We start from the raw sequence: 17,880 nt of genomic DNA, 5'->3' as shown, positions 1-17,880 counted from the left end.
TCTTCAATTAAATTAATGTGGCATACTCTGCACTATATCGCAACATCTGGTGTGCATAGCTCTCCCCATAGTTCACCTCAATATCACAGATTTCACGTTTTTCATCATATACCGGCAAAAGCTGCGGATTGATAAATCCCTTGTACGGAGCCAGATTCAGTTTCTTATATCGCTCCAGCACTTCGGCATGCAGTTCGGCATCAACCTTCACCGCATAACGCTCTACCATATCACGAGCAGCCTCATAGTCGCCTTCACTCTTTATACGTTGAATCTCAGCTAGCAGACGGGCTATCAACGTTCTCAGTTCTGCATAATCGCTAATCTCAACATAAGTCTTACCATCACGCTTCACCAATTTGATAACGTCGCCATTCTCATAGGACCAATGAGCTATCAAAGCACGGTTACGCATGTGAGCCTCTTCGAGTTGATGACCAGGCGTAATACGTATCAGCTGGGTCATCAGGCCATTCATCATATAGGTATAATACTGCGACTGGTAAGCCTTCTCATCAGGAACGAGTCCCAACTCCACCAGTTTGCGGTCTGCTATATAATAGAGACCAAACAAATCAGCTCTCGCCTCCTCTATCGTACTGCTATAGGCTTTCAGTGCATCGGGATCAACACCTGGCAACAGCTGACCGCTTCCATGCCCCAAGCACTCATGCAGATCAGTATGCAGATCATCACAGATGTCGCCATAGCTTTCTATCATCTCCAGTGTTTCCTGATCAACAACGAATTCTTCCTTGAACCCGTTACCTTTTGCTGCTTTATTATAGGCATCGGTAATATTACTGATGGTGATGCTCTTGCTACCATATACAGCTCTGATCCAATCAGCATTAGGCAGATTGATACCAATAGCTGTTGCCGGATACTCATCACCACCCAACATAGCTGCACAGATAACGTTGGCCGACACACCTTTCACTACCGGTTTACGGAAACGGGCATCCACAGGCGAATGATCCTCGAACCACTGAGCATGACTACTGATGGTCTGTGTACGATGCGTGGCATCTTCATCAATATATTCCACCAGACCTTCCCACGAGCCTTTCAGACCAAGTGGATCGCCATACACCTCGATAAAGCCGTTAATGAAATCTATGGCCGAATCATGTTCTTTCAGCCATTCAATACAATATTTATTGAATATCTGCAAATCACCTGATTGATAATAGCTTATCAGCAAAGAAATAACTAGCTTCTGTTGTTCATTCTCTGCCACATCACGTGCTTTTTCCAACCAACAGATAACGTTACGGATAGCATTGGCATATTTACCATCAGCCGACCAAACCAACTCCTTCACCTCACCATTTTCCTTCACCAGGGTTGAGTTCAGTCCGTAGGAAGGTGGTGTATCAGGAGTTGCCTCGTTTTGTTTCTGGCGATCATAAAAAGCCTCTGCTTCAGCCTGTGTCACACCATCGTAGAAATTACAAGCCGACGTCAGCAGCAAGTCCTCTCCATCGGCCTGATTTACACGTTTTGGCATCACCTGCTCATCGAAGATAACCGGGAAGAGTTCATCACACATCTCATCGACAGTCTCTCCCGACTTCAATGGCAGTTTGCATGCATCCACCAGGTGGAGTGCCTCGCGCAGATACTCAGCCGAGAAACCTGGTTTGAACTTCTCGCAACCATAGTGATGATGTATGCCACTTGAAAACCACAGACGTTTCAGATACACCTCAAGCGCCTTGAAGTCATCAGAATCATGAGCGATACTCATATCAACATATACAACCTCCAACATCTTACGGATGCGGAGGTTGTATTTACCGAATTGATCAAATGTAATATCTCGTCCGAACAGCGTAGCTTTTGAAAGGTAGTAAACTAACTTCTTCTGCTGTAACGACAGTTTTTCAAATCCATTCAGACGATATCTGAGCATCTGCAGATCAGCAAAACGCTCATCTTGATAGTTAAAATCCACTATTATTCTTCTGTCTTTGGTTTACGACCACGCTTAGCCTTCATAGCAGGGTGCTGCTTGAGGTGCTCCATACGATAATCACGAGGAGTCATACCCATTACGCGATAGAATGAAGCATAGAACGACTGACGGTTAGCAAATCCAACCATATCACTAACCTCTTCCATGCGTAAATCCTGATAACGCTTGTCAACAAGGATAGTCATAGCCTCATCGATTCTATACTTATTCACAAATGAAGTATAGTTCATATGAAAACGCACGTTAACGACAGCTGAGATATAACGGGTATTTGTTCCTAATTCCTCAGCCAGTTTCTTTGCTGAATAATCCTTGTCACGATACTTCTTCTGCATCACGATGATGTTCATGATTTTTTCTTGCATTTCATCCATCATCTTTGGGCTCACCAAACTTCTGTAAGCCGCTACCTTTTCCTTCTTCTCAATAATGTTGTACTTTGCCATTTGCTTTTGGTAATTTTTTAATGTTGCGCAAAGTTAGCAAGATTTTTCGAATTAACAATAGTTTTTGAAGAAAAATTGAGAAAAAAGCATTACCTTTGCCCAAAATTTAAAATAATTATGGATATTTTTGGTGTTTTACAACAGTATTTCGGCTATAATTCATTCCGCGAGAATCAGGAAGAAATCATCCGCCACGTCATCAACGGGAACGATGCATTAGTACTGATGCCAACGGGCGGCGGCAAAAGTATCTGCTATCAGATTCCGGCTCTCGCCATGCCAGGAATTGCCATAATTATTTCACCATTAATCAGCCTCATGAAAGATCAGGTCGAGGCGCTTCGCGCTAACGGCATTGAGGCCGAGGCACTGAATAGCGGAAACGATTCTACAGCCGACTTGGTAATCAGGCGGAAATGCATCAATGGCGAAATAAAATTATTGTATATTTCGCCAGAAAAAGTGATGGCCGAATGCGACTATCTGCTTAAGAACCTACAGATATCACTGTTTGCCATCGACGAGGCCCACTGTATTTCGCAATGGGGTCACGACTTCAGACCAGAGTACACACAACTGGGCACCCTCAGAGATAAGTTCCCGGACGTCCCGATGATGGCTCTGACAGCTACCGCCGACAAGATCACCCGCCACGACATTATCGAACAATTGAAATTAAGAAACGCGCGCGAGTTTGTTTCCAGTTTCGACCGTCCCAACCTTAGCCTAACCGTAAAAAGGGGTTATAGAGGCGCAGAGAAAATGCACTTTATTCTTAATTTCATCAAAGCACGCCCTCACGATGCCGGCATCATCTACTGCCTGAGTCGCAAAACTACCGAGAAAGTTGCTGCCGACCTGCGCAAGAAAGGTATCAACGCTGCGGCATACCACGCAGGCATGTCGAATCTGGAACGAAGCCAGACTCAGGAACAATTCAAGAACGACCAGCTATTGGTGGTTTGCGCTACGATTGCCTTTGGCATGGGTATCGACAAGAGCAACGTGCGATGGGTGATTCATTACAATATGCCCAAAAGCATTGAGAGTTTCTATCAGGAGATAGGCCGCGCCGGACGTGATGGTGCTCCCGCCGATACCGTCTTATTTTATTCTCTGGCCGATATCATCCAGCTATCCGAGTTTGCCCGCCAAAGCGGTCAGCAGGATGTAAACATGGATAAGTTGAAACGCATGCGTGAGTATGCAGAGTCAAACGTCTGCAGGCGTCGTATCCTGCTGAACTACTTCAGCGAACAGACCGATCACGACTGTGGCAACTGTGATGTATGCGACAACCCACCCCAACGCTTCGACGGCACCCGATACGTACAAATGGCATTAAGCGCTGCTAAGCGCTGCAACGAGGAGATTCGCATATCAACTATCATAGAGATTCTGAAGGGCATGCGCTCACCCAGCATCGTCAGACACGGGTACGACCAGCTGAAGACATTCGGCGTAGGTCATGATTTAAGCATTAACGACTGGCAGGATTACCTGTTGCAGATGCTACAGATGGGCTTTATCGAGATAGCCTATAACGACGGCAACAAAGTGAAAGTTACCGAAATAGGCAACGACGTACTTTACGGACGCAAATCGGCTCCGTTATGCGTGATTGACCATAGCGCCAAGGAAGCCCCGAAGAAGAAACCGAAACTGCGTCTGGAAATCCCAACCATCACCATCCCAGGTCTCCCCCCGACAACCGGTATCGAAGACCCCAAACTGTTCGAAGCCCTTCGCCAGCTCAGGAAGGCATGCGCCGACGAAGAAGGCTTTCCACCCTATATCGTTTTCAGCGACAAGGTGCTCCATGCTCTGGCCACCATCAAGCCTACTTCGCTCGATCAGTTTGGCAATATTCAGGGCATCGGAGAGCACAAAAAAGGCAAGTATGGCGATCGTTTTGTATCACTGATCCAAAAGTACGTTTAAGCCCGTTTTTACACCTTATTATTATAAAAAAGGGAAAAAGAAACTAAAAAATCGCCCTAAAAGTGTCTATTTTTGCTAAAAACGAGCACATATTGGCAATTTTGTGCAAAATAATTAGTACCTTTGCAAGGTAAAATCATCCAAAGATGGCTAAAAAGAAAATATTATTCATCAATCAGGAGATCACTCCGTATGTCCCCGACAATTCACTGTCGCTCATGGGGAAAAACCTTCCAAAGGTTATGCAGGAACGTAGTCACGAGATTCGCACTTTCATGCCTAAGTGGGGTAATATCAATGAGCGCCGCGGTCAGTTGCACGAAGTCATCCGACTCTCGGGTATGAACCTAATCATTAACGACACCGACCACCCATTGATTATCAAGGTTGCTTCGATTCAGTCAGCACGTGTTCAGGTATATTTCATCGACAACGATGATTACTTTGGCAAGCGTCTGATAGAGCGCGACGAAGCAGGTGTTGAGTATGATGACAATGGCGAACGAGCTATATTCTTTGCACGTGGCGTGCTTGAAACAGTTAAGAAGTTGCGCTGGGTACCCGATATCATCCACTGTCAGGGTTGGATGAGTGGCGTTGTGCCTTTCTATGTCAAGACGGCCTATCGCGATGAGCCTTCGTTTGCCGAAACCAAAGTAGTAACCTCTCTGTACAATAAGAGCATTGAAAAGGACTTTGGCAATAACTTCAAGCAGTTTATGGAGTTCCGCGACGCCAAGCCCGAGTTGCTGACTGACTACCAGGATAAGTTTGATTTTGAAGAACTTGGCAAGTTGGCTATTGATTACAGCGATGGTGTGATCCAGGCCGTACCCGACGCCAGCCAGACACTGCTGGATTATGCGGGTGCCAAGAATGTACCGCTGCTCGGCTATCATGAGGACTTTGCCGATGCCTATGAGGCATTCTACGAGTCGCTGTATGCCGATGAAGCAAAATAAGTAAATAGGATTAAGACAAAACATGCGTCAATGAAATTTAGATTGTTTACAGCGATTGCAGTTGCTGCAATGGCAATAACCTCTTGTAGCGAAGATACTGCAACAATTGGATCTTCAGTTACCAACAAAACCGACCTGCTTGAATATTCCACCGGATTATATCAGGCAACATCACGCTCGATTCTGGCCGATTCGGTTTACTCGGATAACTCCAACTGTTATTTTGGAATGGTAAAAGATCCTGAGACTCTATCGTATGTCAAGAGCGATTTTATGACTCAGTTCAATATGATTGAAGGCTTCGAACTGCCAACTCAAGATAAGATGCTGAGTAAGATTGATGGCGAAGTAGTTGCTGACTCTTGCGAGATTTCATTGTTTGTGAAGTATTCAAAGTCATACGGCGACACGCTTGCAGCCATGAAGATGCGCGTTTCTGAGCTTGACTCGCCCATCGATGACAAATACACTCATTATAGCAACTTTGATCTCAAATCAAACGGATACCTTCGAGATAAGGGTTTACAAATTAACAGAATGTTCTCTATCAGAGACCTGACGCTCTCTGACGCCAACCTGCAGCATATCCAGACCAATATCTCAAAGCAAGGCACATCTACGGACAGCGGATATTATGACAGAATCCGTGTTCCAATGAATGTTCCCTATACAGCCAAGAACGGCACGACATACAACAACTATGGTACATACGTGCTTCGTACCTACTATGAGCATCCCGAGTATTTCCGTAACTCGTACTGGTTTGTTCATAATGTATGCCCAGGTTTCTATTTCGAGATTACCGACGGACTTGGCGTCATGGCAAACATCCTTGAGATTAACATCCAGATGTACTACACCTTCCAGGCTGATACCACACAGGCTATTTCATCAGTATATCTGTCATCAACACCTGAGGTGATGCAGACTACTCATGTAGTAAACGACCGTCCGACCTTACAAAAATTGGTAGACGACAACAACTGCACTTATCTCAAGTCGCCCGCTGGCATCTTTACGGAGGTGACACTGCCTGTCGACGAGATATCACAGACTCACGCCAACGACTCTCTGCTGTCGGTCAGCATCAACTTCGAGCGTCTGAACAATGGTGCGCAGGGCAGCGAGGTGCACCTCGCTACACCCACCAACATCCTGATGGTACAGAAAGACAGCCTCTATTCATTCTTTGAGAATAAGACCATGTACGACTATACCACCTCGTTTATGGGCACACTTTCAACCAATGTCTATGCATTCAGCAACATTGGTAATCTGATTACACAGATGGCCCGCCAGAAAGCTGAGGGACTGAAGAGCGATGCCAACTGGGAGGCCAAGCACCCCGACTGGAACAAGGTGGTACTGGTACCAATCGCCACCACAACCAAGACGTCGTACGACAGCTATGGTTATTCTTCGACCACCATCTCGGGTATTCACAACCAGATGGGCTTATCAAGCACCAAACTGGTAGGTGGTACCAACAGTCCTATCGAAGTCAAGGTGGTATATGCCAAATTTAAGAACTGATAAGCTATGGCCGACGGATTTTTAGAGAAGCATCACGAGGATTACGAAGCCCGCAAGGCGGCTTGGATCCGCAAGAAGAAGCATCTGCCGAAAGCTAAGCCCAGAAATATAGAGCGCCCCGATGACGAGGCGCTCTAATTTTTTCTCATGTCGAGATCATTCAACCGATAATCTTGAATTTAGCGAACTTCAGCAACAGCTGTTTGGTGCCCGCATTCGTAAACGCCACAGTAGCCTTGGCATTCTCACCCGAACCCTCCAAGCGCACCACGGTTCCTACACCGAAACGCATATGCTCTATCCGAGCGCCCTCATGCAGATCGCTGGCACTCGGATCGGTTGCCATCGGACGAGGCGCCACAGCATTATATACCCGTTTGAAGTTTGCGCCAAACGGATTCACAGGCTTTTCCGGTTGTCGTGGTGCAACAGCACGCGGCTTGGGATCGGCTTTGAATTGTGAAGCCACCGGCCGTGGGTTCTGCATCCATTCCGGACCTTCGCTCTCAAACCGGCTGTTCCTACTATAGCCACCAGTAGTACCTGTGCCATAAGCACCGCCATCATAGCGATTGTAGGCCTTACGCTGAGGCGAGCCGAAGTTGCCTGCCCCACCCGCTTCGCCATGTACCTCCAGCAGATCGGAGTCAATATCGCGGATAAAGCGCGATGGTGTATCATACTCCATGCGCCCATAGCGGAATCGGTTCTGGGCACAGGTCAGTATGCAGTGTTTCTCGGCACGCGTGATAGCCACATACAGCAATCGTCGTTCCTCTTCAAGCTCACGCATCGAGTTCGTACACATCGGACTGGGGAAGATATTCTCTTCCAACCCCACCACGAATACCGTTGGGAACTCCAAACCTTTGGCAGAGTGGATAGTCATCAGCATCACTTTATCGTTGTCATCGCCATTATCGCTATCAAGATCGGTAAGCAATGCCACCTCCTGCAGGAAATCTGGCAGATAGACCTCATCGCCCATATCCTCCTCACGCCGGCTCTCCACAAAATCCTGCATACCGCTCAGAAACTCTTCCAAGTTCTCCTGGCGCGATATATCCTCAGGATTACGTCCGCTGTAGATATCCTTACTAATGCCTGACGACATGATGATATCGTGCCCCAACACATAAGCATCCTCAGTCTGGATACGGGCTATCCATCCTTCTATCAGTTCACGGAAATGCTGGAGTTTGGTCATCGTGCCCTTGCTCACATCCAGCGGAAACAGCATGGGCTGCTTAATAACCTGCCACAAGCTGACACCATACTGCTGGGCAGTCTGTATGATTTTTCCGACCGTCGTATCACCGATACCACGAGCGGGATAGTTCACGATACGCTTAAATGCCTCTTCATCGTCAGGATTGGCTATCAAACGGAAATAGGCAATCACATCCTTGATTTCCTTACGCTGATAGAAGCTCAGACCGCCATAGATGCGATACGGAATACCGTCCTTACGCATCTGTTCCTCAAAGCTTCGGCTCTGCGAATTGGTACGATACAGAATGGCAAAGTCGCTCCAGTTACATCTATCCTGCCGTTTCAGGCGCTTGATATCCTGCGTTACAATCATCGCCTCTTCACGATCGCTGTAGGCTGGCTTCAGCTGCAGACGTTCACCATGCTCATTCTTTGAGAATACATTCTTCGGTATCTGTCGCTCATTACGACGTATCAGCGAGTTAGCCGCCTGAACAATCAACTGCGTTGAACGGTAATTCTGCTCCAGTTTGAAGAGTTTAGCATGCTGATACTGGCTTTGGAAATTCAGGATATTGTCGATATTTGCACCTCGGAACGAGTAGATACTCTGCGCATCATCACCCACCACGCACACCATCTGGCGCTCTTTGGTCAGCTGATATACTATCTGCTGCTGCGCGTAGTTCGTGTCCTGATACTCATCTACCAGCACAAACTGGAATTTATCCACGTATTTCTGTCGGACATCCTCGTTCTTTTGGAACAGCACCCACGTCTGTACCAACAGATCATCGAAATCCATCGCATTGGCCTGCCTGCAGCGCTCCGCATACCTCAAATATATCTGGGATACCTGAGGACGTTTTTGAGTGGCATCATCAGCTGCCCAAGCACTCTGCTGATAAGCCTGCGGCAGCAGTAGATGGTTCTTAGCCAACGAGATACGATCGGCCACCGACGAAGGTTTATATACCTTATCATCCAACCCCATTTCTTTGATGATGGTTTTTACAAGCGAACGGGCATCAGTCTGATCGTAGATTGTAAAGTTCGGATTGTAGCCGATTTTGTCGGCTTCAGCCCTTAATATGCGTGCAAATACGCTATGAAAAGTACCCATCTGCAGATATCTGGCCTGCTCTTCACCCACCAGGCGCCCTATTCGCTCCTTCATTTCGCGGGCCGCCTTATTGGTAAAGGTGAGTGCCAGAATCTGCCAAGGCTTCATTCCTTGTTCTAAGAGCCAAGCAATCTTATACGTCAGCACGCGTGTTTTTCCCGATCCAGCACCAGCAATCACCAAGCTGGCGCCATCGCAGTACTCCACTGCAACACGCTGACTTTCATTCAGTTGACTCAGTATCTCATTATTCATCATTCTCTATTTTGTATTGTTGATGCAAAGATACAAATAATATTTAAAACCACCAAATTTGGTTTATAGAATTACACCATGTGGAGCAACTCGGACGTTCAAAAACGTAGTAAAAGTATATTTTTGAAAAGTACCTAAGAATTTTTTGCGCGCTAACTACTTTGCACGTGAAAAGTACTTAGAGAAAAATTGACACATTATTGATCGTTTTTTGGACATCGTAGGGTGACTGAAAAAACCGTGAGTTAATTCAAACGATAAAACGAGCTGGATCATTTTATCAATCGAATTAACTCAGCAGAAAAATCGACCTAATTTACCCAAGTAGGCAACTATGATTAAAAAGTTTTTACAAGGATCAGGGGTAAAAAATTGAAATGACATAGACCGACATTGCTCCAGATAGTAATAATTTCAGTTTCATGCATAATATTTTATAAATCATGTCGGGTGATAAAGAGACTATAAGAAATAATAACAATAGCATGACAAAAAAGTACTGAGAGGAATTAACAATTAGTTAACACTTAATATTTTGTGCGCTGACGGAAAATGTGTAACTTTGCATGGTCAAAAAGAAAATAACGAGCGATAGCCGCTCACAGTATAACTATAATTATTATCTGAAATGAAAAAACTAAAAATGATGGTTGCCATGCTGGCAATGACAATGGCTATGCAGGCACAAACAAAGTTCCACGACGTCGAGGCCAATGAGGCTACAGGCAAAGTGAAGTCAATAACTATGAACATGATGGGTATGCCCCGCAACATCACCTTCACCGAGGACGGTAAGATGCAGCAGGAAGGCATGAGCGATGTCCAGTATGATGAGAACGGCTATCTGCAACAGGCCACAGTAAGCATGATGGGTCAGAGTGCTACCATCAAGTTCGGTTGGGAGAACGGTAAGCTGGTAAGCCAGAGTGTTAACGCCATGGGCCAGGATATCAAGACCACCTTCGTTTACGATGAGAAAGGCATTATAAAAGCACAGAAGGTAAACATGGGCGGACAGGAGATGGAGACTCCCCTCACCGACTACAAGTTCGACGACAAGGGCAACTGGATCAGTCGTAAGATGAGCATGATGGGACAGGAAATGGAAATTACTCGTACCATTACATATTACGAATAAAACGCATAAACATTAGTTTTATATTTATAGGACTCACTTTTTTATAAGTTGAGTCCTTTTTTTAACACTTTACAAGACGCTGTTTTTGGAGGATTAAATAAATCTTTGTAACTTTGCACGCGATAAAATCGCAATCTTCATAATAAACCCAATACGAATATGAAAAAAGAACTGAAAAAAGTGTTGGTACTCGGTTCGGGTGCCTTGAAAATCGGACAGGCCGGAGAGTTCGACTATTCTGGCTCTCAGGCTCTGAAAGCACTACGTGAGGAAGGCATCAAGAGTGTGCTCGTAAACCCTAACATCGCAACCATCCAGACAAGCGAGGGTATTGCAGACAAAGTGTATTTCCAGCCGGTAAATACACACTTCGTAACCGAAATCATCAAGAAAGAGCGCCCCGACGGCATCCTGCTGGCATTCGGTGGACAGACAGCACTGAACTGTGGTACTGAGCTTTACTTGAACGGTACATTGAAGGAGTATGGTGTAGAGGTACTTGGAACTAGCGTTGAAGCTATTATGAACACTGAGGACCGTGACCTCTTTGTGAAGAAGCTTGGCGAGGTTGACCTGAAGGTACCCGTTAGCCACGCTGTTGAGTCGATGGAAGATGCGCTGAAGGCAGCACACGAGATTGGATTCCCCATCATGATCCGTTCGGCTTATGCACTGGGTGGTCTGGGTTCAGGTATCTGTCCCGATGAGAAGAAATTCATCGAACTGGCCGAGTCGGCCTTCACCTTCGCTCCACAGATTCTGGTGGAGGAGAGTCTGAAAGGCTGGAAGGAGATTGAGTTCGAGTGCATCCGCGATGCCAACGACCGCTGCTTCACTGTTGCTTCGATGGAGAACTTCGACCCATTAGGCATCCACACTGGCGAATCTATCGTAGTTGCCCCAACCTGCTCGCTACGTGAGGAGCAGGTCAAGATGCTGCAGGAAATCACCATCAAGTGTGTAAAGCATCTGGGTATCGTAGGTGAGTGCAACATTCAGTTCGCATTCAATGCTGAGACCAACGACTATCGTATCATTGAGATCAACGCTCGTCTGAGCCGTTCTTCTGCGTTAGCATCAAAGGCCACTGGCTATCCCCTCGCCTTCGTTGCTGCTAAGATCGCTCTTGGTTACACACTCGACCAGATTGGCGAGATGGGCACAACCTCAAGTGCATACGTTGCTCCCAGTCTCGACTATATGATCTGTAAGATTCCTCGTTGGGACCTGACTAAGTTTGCTGGTGTGAGCCGTCAGATTGGTTCGTCGATGAAGTCGGTTGGCGAGATTATGTCTATCGGTCGTTCGTTCGAGGAGATGATTCAGAAAGGCTTGCGTATGATTGGTCAGGGCATGCACGGTTTCGTGGGCAACGACCACACCAAGTTCGACAACCTCGACGATGAGTTGGCTAACCCCACCGACCTGCGTATTTTTGCTATCGCTCAGGCACTCGAAGAGGGTTACACCATCGAGCGTATTGAGCAGCTCACCAAGATCGACGTCTGGTTCCTGGAGCGCCTGAAGCATATCGTAGATCTGAAGCACGAACTGCTGAAGTACAACAAGCTGGAGGAGCTGCCCGACGAGCTTCTGCTGGAGGTGAAGCGTTGCGGATTCAGCGACTTCCAGATAGCCCGCTTCGTGTTGAAGCCACAGGGTGGTAATATGGAGAAGGAGAACCTGGCTGTTCGTAAATATCGCCAGCAGAAGGGTATCGTTCCTTCAGTAAAGCGCATCCCCACAGTAGCCTCAGAGCATCCAGAGCTTACCAACTACCTCTACTTCACTTATACGCATGTGCCCGCTTTCGGTAACCCTGAAGGAGAGAAATATGTAGCCGCGCACGATATCAATTATTATAATAACGAGAAGTCAGTTGTTGTTCTCGGTTCTGGTGCTTACCGCATCGGTTCATCGGTAGAGTTCGACTGGTGTTCGGTAAATGCCATCAACACCGCCCGCAAACTGGGTTACAAGTCGATCATGATTAATTACAACCCTGAGACGGTTTCTACCGACTACGACATGTGCGACCGTCTGTACTTCGACGAGCTTTCGTTGGAGCGCGTGCTCGACGTTATCGACCTCGAGTCGCCACGTGGTGTCATTGTTTCTGTAGGAGGTCAGATTCCAAACAACCTGGCTATGAAGCTGCACCGTCAGGGTGTTCCCGTACTCGGCACTTCACCAGTTGATATCGACCGTGCCGAGAACCGCGACAAGTTCTCAGCCATGCTCGACAAGCTTGGTATCGACCAGCCCGCATGGCAGGCACTCACCAGTTTCGACGATGTGAAGGATTTCGTGGCCAAAGTGGGCTACCCCGTACTGGTTCGTCCTTCGTACGTACTCTCTGGCGCAGCCATGAACGTATGCTACGATGAAGAGGAGCTGCACCGCTTCCTCAACATGGCTACCGAGGTATCGAAGGAGTTCCCCGTAGTGGTTTCCAAGTTCATGACTGAGACCAAGGAGATTGAGTTCGACGCTGTAGCCGATAAGGGTGAAGTGATTGAGTATGCTATCTCGGAGCACGTGGAGTATGCAGGTGTTCACTCAGGCGATGCCACCATGGTATTCCCTGCTCAGAACATCTATTTCTCTACCATCCGTCAGATCAAGAAGATTGCACATAAGATTGCAGCCGAGCTGAATATCAGCGGACCATTCAACATCCAGTTCCTGGCTAAGAACCGCGAGGTGAAGGTGATTGAGTGTAACCTGCGCGCCAGCCGTTCGTTCCCATTCGTTTCAAAGATTCTGAAGCGTAACTTCATTGAGACGGCTACCAAGATTATGCTCGACGCTCCTTATCAGAAACCCGACAAGAGTGAGTTCGACATCGATCGTATCGGTGTGAAGGCCAGTCAGTTCTCATTTGCCCGTTTGCAGAATGCCGACCCTGTACTGGGTGTCGACATGAGCTCTACCGGTGAGGTTGGTTGTCTGGGCGACGACCTGAACGAGGCGCTGCTCAACTCGCTGATTGCTACAGGCTACTCTATTCCAAAGGATGCCGTTCTGATTTCATCAGGTGGTGCCAAGGGTAAGGTTAGTCTGCTGGAGCCAGCACAGCAGTTGGCCAAGAAGGGCTACACCATCTACGCTACAGCTGGAACAGCCAAGTTCTTCAACGATAATGGTGTGAAGGCCACAGCCGTAGCATGGCCCGATGAGAATGGCGATAACAATGTGATGGATCTCATCAGTCAGCACAAGGTTGGTCTGGTTATCAATGTGCCAAAGAATCATACCAGTCGCGAGCTGACGAATGGTTACAAGATCCGTCGTGGTGCCATCGATCACAACATTCCATTGATGACTAACGTGCGCTTGGCCAAGGCATTTATCGAGGCCTTCACCGCTATGAGCATCGATGATGTGAAGATCAAATCATGGCAGGAGTATAATAATTAAACATTGAACATTGACAGACGAATATAAAACTCTAAAGACCGAAGGCGAGGGTTACTACACCGAGAAGCGTAGCAAGTTCCTCGCCTTCGCTCATCATGTAGAAACCCTTGACGAAATCAAGGAATTATTAGCAGGCTATCGTAAGAAGTACTACGACGCCCGCCACGTTTGCTATGCGTATATGTTAGGTGCCGAACGATTGGAGTTCCGCGCTAACGACGACGGCGAACCATCGAGCACAGCCGGTAAACCCATTCTGGGACAGATTAACAGCAACGAGTTAACAGATATCCTGATTGTAGTGGTGCGTTATTATGGTGGTGTGAACTTAGGTACATCAGGTTTGATTGTGGCCTATCGCGAAGCAGCCGCCGATGCCCTCGCCCACTCCGAGATTGAAACTCGTCAGGTTGAGGAGATTGTGACCTACACATTCGCCTATCCGCTTATGAACGACGTGATGCGCATCGTGAAGGAGATGCAGCCTCGTATCGTTTCGCAAACCTACGATAACACTTGTGAAATCAAGCTCAGCATCCGCAAATCAGAAGCAGAGCAGCTACGTAACCGACTATCGAAGCTGTCCTTTGAATAAAAATGGGAATTTTCCGCCAGAAATGTTTGGTGGTTTCCAAAAAATGCATTACCTTTGCACTCGCAAACGAGAGAAAGAGTTAAACAAGTTTGACTCTCCTCACGTTCAGCAAACCGAGCAAGCTCGTTTTGCCCTCGCTTAATCGGAGAGTTGGCAGAGTGATCGATCGCGCTGGACTCGAAATCCGGTATACCCCTTTCGGGTATCGGGGGTTTGAATCCCTCACTCTCCGCAAAGAAAAGAATAAGGCTTCGGATTTTTCCGGAGCCTTATTTCTTTTTATCCTTCTAATGGTGCGTCCTTGAGTTTCTCAAGGGCCCGGCACAGCTGATCGGGACATGAGGTACCCTTGGCACCACAACGAATACCATTGATTTTAGGTATCACATCGTCAATCTTCTGTCCGCGAACCAACTGGCTGATTCCCTGAAGGTTGCCATTGCAACCTCCAAGGAAGAACACCTGCTGTATCACGTTGTTCTCATCGGCAGTCACGTCGATCAGTTTCGAACATGTGCCCTGAGTCTCATACTGTATGTGCTTGGTCTTCATCGGCTTAGCTCAGTTTGTGAATAACCAGTCCTGAACGCAGCTTTGGCTCGAACCAGGTAGCCTTTGGTGGCATAATCTTACCACTATCGGCAATATCCATGATCTGCTGCATGGATACGGGATAGAGAGCCAGCGCAGCACGCATCTCACCAGAGTCAACACGACGCTTCAGCTCTTTCAGTCCGCGCAGTCCGCCTACGAAGTCGATACGCTGTGAAGAGCGCAGGTCGCCAATGTTCAGAATCTCGTCAAGAATCAAGCGGCTCGAGATATCTACATCCAGCACGCCGATAGGATCGGTGTTATCGTAGGTACCCTCCTTGGCCTTCAGACTGTACCAGTGCTCATCGAGATAGAGCGAGAACTCGTGCAGCTGCTGGGGCTTGTAAATCCCGGTACCCTTATCCTCAACCTCGAAGTTTACCTGCAGAGCAGCCAGGAACTCCTCCGACGACATACCGTTCAGATCCTTTACTACACGGTTGTAGTCGAGGATGGTGAGCTGCGATGCCTGGAAGCAAACCGCCATGAAGTAGTTGTACTCCTCGGTACCATTGTGGTTGGGGTTCTGCTTCTGCTTTTCGGCACCAACCAATGCGGCAGCAGCCGAGCGGTGGTGACCATCGGCGATATACAGCGATGGCATATTGGCAAACTGCTCAGTGATGGTCTGCATATCCTTCGCGTCGCTGATGACCCAGAACTGATGACGGAAACCATCGATAGGAGCTACGAAATCGTACTCGGGCTCGGTAGCGGCATAACGCATAATCAGCTCGTTGAGCACAGCGTTGTCGGGATAAGCAAAGAATACAGGCTCGATGTTGGCATTGTTCACACGAACATGCTTCATGCGGTCCTCTTCCTTATCGCGGCGGGTCAGTTCGTGCTTCTTGATGTTGCCCTTCATGTAGTCGTCTACATAAGCGCCAACCACCAGTCCGTACTGCGTCTTACCGTTCATGGTCTGCGCATAGATGTAATAGTGGTCGTCGGCATCCTGTACCAGCCATCCCTTATCCTGGAACTTCTGGAAGTTCTCGGCAGCCTTCTCGTACACGCGTGGGTCGTACTCCGAAGTACCAACGGGGAAGTCAATCTCTGGTTTGATGATGTGATAGAGGCTCTTCTCATTGTCGCCAGCCTCTGCCCTCGCCTCTTCACTATCGAGCACGTCGTAAGGACGACTCTCCACTTGCTCTACAAGCTCTTTGGGTGGGCGAATACCCTTGAATGGTTTGATAATAGCCATGTTATTATAAGTATTTTTTAATGTTCTCTATCATTTCTGTATATTCGGCATCGGTAAGATATACCTTGCCTGGGTTCATCTGGAACACGCCACCGTAATCAGGACCATCCACATATTTGGGCGCCAGATGGAAGTGCAGATGCGACAGCTTGTCGCTATAGGCACCATAGTTAATCTTTTCGGGATTGAATGCTTTCTGCATGGCACGAGTCACCTTAGCCACATCGGCCATAAAGGCATTGCGATCTTCGTCGCTCAACTCGTTCAGATCATTGACGTGGTCCTTATAGGCCACCAGGCAACGACCGCGATAGGTCTGCTCCTTAAACAAAAAAGCTCGCGACACCGACAGTTGAGCAAACTCAATCATCAGGTCGTGAAGCGTCTGATTATTCGTGCAGTACAAGCACTGCTTGGGATCACTTTGCATAATTATTATTGGTTTTAGGAGAATACAAAAGTGCACAAGTAGGGCTTAAACCCTCCTGTGCACCTTATATATCAGTAAATTACTTATTTACCTGGAACTTGGTGTCGCCATCCTTGAAGAAGGCGTTGATCTGCTTGGCAGCAGCGATACCAGCGTTGATGTTGGCCTCGGCTGTCTGAGCACCCATCTTCTTAGGAGTTGAGAAGTAACGACCCTCGAACTTAGCGAACTCATCGTTGGCATCGGGCATGATGTCGGTCACAAACTTCAGGTCCTCACGCTCAGCCATCAGCTTAATCAGCTCGGGCTCGTTGATAACCTCCTTACGGGCTGTGTTAACCAGCACGCCACCCTTCTTCATCTTGCCAACCAATGCAGCGTTGATGCTCTGCTTGGTCTCAGGAGTAGCAGGGATGTGGAGTGATACAACATCACAGGTCTCGAACAACTTCTCCTGACAGCAAACAGCGTGTACGCCAGCAGCCTCGATAACCTCTGCAGGGCAGAAAGCATCGTAAGCGTAAACGTCCATACCGAAGCCCTTGGCGATGCGAGCCACATTGCGACCTACATTACCGAAAGCCAGGATACCCAGCTTCTTACCCAGCAGCTCTGAACCGCTCTTACCGTTGTAGAAACCACGAACGGCCATCACGAGCAGACCGAATACCAACTCGGCTACTGCGTTTGAGTTCTGACCTGGGGTGTTCTCAGCTACTACGTTGTGAGCAGTAGCAGCAGCCAGATCGATGTTGTCGTAGCCAGCACCGGCACGAACCACGATCTTCAGCTGCTTAGCAGCGTCGAGTACCTCAGCGTCAACCTTATCGCTACGGATAATGAGTGCGTCGGCATCAGCAACGGCTGCCAGGAACTGAGCCTTTTCTGTATATTTCTCGAGCAGTACCAGCTCATTGCCGGCTGCCTCAATCTCTGCCTTGATACCATTAACAGCAGCTGCTGCGAATGGCTTCTCTGTTGCAACTAATACTTTCATATCTTTGTTTTTTATTTGCAACGGACTACAGGACTTAAGGACTTTT

The 17,880-nt window shown here is 47.7% G+C and carries 14 protein-coding genes and 1 tRNA gene; 8 read left to right on the top strand and 7 right to left on the bottom strand.

Annotation, left to right across the window (positions count from 1 at the left end; translation table 11 throughout):
* Window positions 1–7: 7 nt before the first annotated feature.
* Window positions 8–1,915 (bottom strand): dihydrofolate reductase, encoded by a 1,908-nt coding sequence (locus T491_RS0110135; RefSeq protein ID WP_081773342.1) that lies wholly within the window; start codon window positions 1,913–1,915, stop codon window positions 8–10.
* 44 nt (window positions 1,916–1,959) lie between these two features.
* Window positions 1,960–2,424, bottom strand: a complete 465-nt coding sequence (locus tag T491_RS0110130; protein WP_028903787.1) for an AraC family transcriptional regulator — start codon at window positions 2,422–2,424, stop codon at window positions 1,960–1,962.
* A gap of 117 nt (window positions 2,425–2,541) precedes the next feature.
* On the opposite strand from T491_RS0110130, the gene recQ reads away from it, so the two are divergent.
* The 4 genes from recQ to T491_RS0110110 all read left to right on the top strand — a co-directional run bounded on the left by recQ (window position 2,542) and on the right by T491_RS0110110 (window position 6,998).
* Entirely contained in the window at window positions 2,542–4,365 is a 1,824-nt protein-coding gene (gene recQ / locus T491_RS0110125) for a DNA helicase RecQ (RefSeq protein ID WP_028903786.1), read from the top strand.
* Between the two features lie 146 nt (window positions 4,366–4,511).
* Window positions 4,512–5,327: a glycogen/starch synthase gene (locus tag T491_RS0110120; RefSeq protein ID WP_028903785.1), complete on the top strand. Its 816-nt coding sequence runs from the start codon at window positions 4,512–4,514 to the stop codon at window positions 5,325–5,327.
* 30 nt (window positions 5,328–5,357) lie between these two features.
* Window positions 5,358–6,860, top strand: coding sequence for a DUF4270 domain-containing protein (locus T491_RS0110115; protein ID WP_028903784.1), 1,503 nt, complete (start codon window positions 5,358–5,360; stop codon window positions 6,858–6,860).
* Window positions 6,861–6,866: 6 nt separating this feature from the next.
* Window positions 6,867–6,998 carry a hypothetical protein gene (locus T491_RS0110110; protein ID WP_028903783.1) on the top strand — a complete coding sequence of 44 codons (132 nt, stop codon included), beginning with the start codon at window positions 6,867–6,869 and terminating at the stop codon, window positions 6,996–6,998.
* 22 nt (window positions 6,999–7,020) lie between these two features.
* Here T491_RS0110110 and T491_RS0110105 read toward each other — a convergent pair whose 3' ends face one another.
* The gene (locus tag T491_RS0110105) at window positions 7,021–9,450 is read right to left on the bottom strand and encodes an ATP-dependent helicase (RefSeq protein WP_036915902.1); all 2,430 of its coding nucleotides are present in this window, start codon (window positions 9,448–9,450) and stop codon (window positions 7,021–7,023) included.
* Between the two features lie 628 nt (window positions 9,451–10,078).
* Here T491_RS0110105 and T491_RS0110100 point away from each other — a divergent pair.
* The 4 genes from T491_RS0110100 to T491_RS0110080 all read left to right on the top strand — a co-directional run bounded on the left by T491_RS0110100 (window position 10,079) and on the right by T491_RS0110080 (window position 14,835).
* Window positions 10,079–10,588, top strand: coding sequence for a hypothetical protein (locus T491_RS0110100; RefSeq protein ID WP_155950101.1), 510 nt, complete (start codon window positions 10,079–10,081; stop codon window positions 10,586–10,588).
* A 159-nt stretch (window positions 10,589–10,747) separates the two neighbouring features.
* Window positions 10,748–14,008 (top strand): carbamoyl-phosphate synthase (glutamine-hydrolyzing) large subunit, encoded by a 3,261-nt coding sequence (carB, locus tag T491_RS0110095; protein ID WP_028903780.1) that lies wholly within the window; start codon window positions 10,748–10,750, stop codon window positions 14,006–14,008.
* Between the two features lie 10 nt (window positions 14,009–14,018).
* Window positions 14,019–14,603 carry a YigZ family protein gene (locus T491_RS0110090; protein WP_028903779.1) on the top strand — a complete coding sequence of 195 codons (585 nt, stop codon included), beginning with the start codon at window positions 14,019–14,021 and terminating at the stop codon, window positions 14,601–14,603.
* A gap of 144 nt (window positions 14,604–14,747) precedes the next feature.
* A tRNA-Ser gene (locus tag T491_RS0110080) sits at window positions 14,748–14,835 on the top strand.
* Window positions 14,836–14,882: 47 nt separating this feature from the next.
* Here T491_RS0110080 and T491_RS0110075 read toward each other — a convergent pair.
* From T491_RS0110075 to T491_RS0110060, 4 genes are all read right to left on the bottom strand, one after another.
* Entirely contained in the window at window positions 14,883–15,155 is a 273-nt protein-coding gene (locus tag T491_RS0110075) for a TIGR03905 family TSCPD domain-containing protein (protein ID WP_013064145.1), read from the bottom strand.
* Between the two features lie 4 nt (window positions 15,156–15,159).
* The gene (locus tag T491_RS0110070) at window positions 15,160–16,407 is read right to left on the bottom strand and encodes a DUF1015 domain-containing protein (protein WP_028903778.1); all 1,248 of its coding nucleotides are present in this window, start codon (window positions 16,405–16,407) and stop codon (window positions 15,160–15,162) included.
* 4 nt (window positions 16,408–16,411) lie between these two features.
* The gene (locus T491_RS0110065; RefSeq protein WP_028903777.1) at window positions 16,412–16,837 is read right to left on the bottom strand and encodes an HIT family protein; all 426 of its coding nucleotides are present in this window, start codon (window positions 16,835–16,837) and stop codon (window positions 16,412–16,414) included.
* 79 nt (window positions 16,838–16,916) lie between these two features.
* On the bottom strand, window positions 16,917–17,834 hold the full coding sequence (locus T491_RS0110060; protein WP_013065456.1) for an NAD(P)-dependent oxidoreductase: 918 nt from the start codon (window positions 17,832–17,834) through the stop codon (window positions 16,917–16,919).
* Window positions 17,835–17,880: the final 46 nt, after the last annotated feature.

It is taken from the genome of Prevotella sp. P6B4, assembly GCF_000619985.1.
In the GTDB taxonomy this organism is placed as follows: Bacteria; Bacteroidota; Bacteroidia; order Bacteroidales; family Bacteroidaceae; genus Prevotella.
Note: the sequence above shows the minus strand (reverse complement) of the source record. Positions and strands in the feature narration are given on the sequence as shown.

Bases quoted from the DNA above. Each gene is read 5' to 3' on its own strand.
- T491_RS0110135 (WP_081773342.1), bottom strand. From the start codon at position 1,915: ATGCTCAGATATCGTCTGAATGGATTTGAAAAACTGTCGTTACAGCAG.
- T491_RS0110130 (WP_028903787.1), bottom strand. From the start codon at position 2,424: ATGGCAAAGTACAACATTATTGAGAAGAAGGAAAAGGTAGCGGCTTAC.
- recQ (WP_028903786.1), top strand. From the start codon at position 2,542: ATGGATATTTTTGGTGTTTTACAACAGTATTTCGGCTATAATTCATTC.
- T491_RS0110120 (WP_028903785.1), top strand. From the start codon at position 4,512: ATGGCTAAAAAGAAAATATTATTCATCAATCAGGAGATCACTCCGTAT.
- T491_RS0110115 (WP_028903784.1), top strand. From the start codon at position 5,358: ATGAAATTTAGATTGTTTACAGCGATTGCAGTTGCTGCAATGGCAATA.
- T491_RS0110110 (WP_028903783.1), top strand. From the start codon at position 6,867: ATGGCCGACGGATTTTTAGAGAAGCATCACGAGGATTACGAAGCCCGC.
- T491_RS0110105 (WP_036915902.1), bottom strand. From the start codon at position 9,450: ATGAATAATGAGATACTGAGTCAACTGAATGAAAGTCAGCGTGTTGCA.
- T491_RS0110100 (WP_155950101.1), top strand. From the start codon at position 10,079: ATGAAAAAACTAAAAATGATGGTTGCCATGCTGGCAATGACAATGGCT.
- carB (WP_028903780.1), top strand. From the start codon at position 10,748: ATGAAAAAAGAACTGAAAAAAGTGTTGGTACTCGGTTCGGGTGCCTTG.
- T491_RS0110075 (WP_013064145.1), bottom strand. From the start codon at position 15,155: ATGAAGACCAAGCACATACAGTATGAGACTCAGGGCACATGTTCGAAA.
- T491_RS0110070 (WP_028903778.1), bottom strand. From the start codon at position 16,407: ATGGCTATTATCAAACCATTCAAGGGTATTCGCCCACCCAAAGAGCTT.
- T491_RS0110065 (WP_028903777.1), bottom strand. From the start codon at position 16,837: ATGCAAAGTGATCCCAAGCAGTGCTTGTACTGCACGAATAATCAGACG.
- T491_RS0110060 (WP_013065456.1), bottom strand. From the start codon at position 17,834: ATGAAAGTATTAGTTGCAACAGAGAAGCCATTCGCAGCAGCTGCTGTT.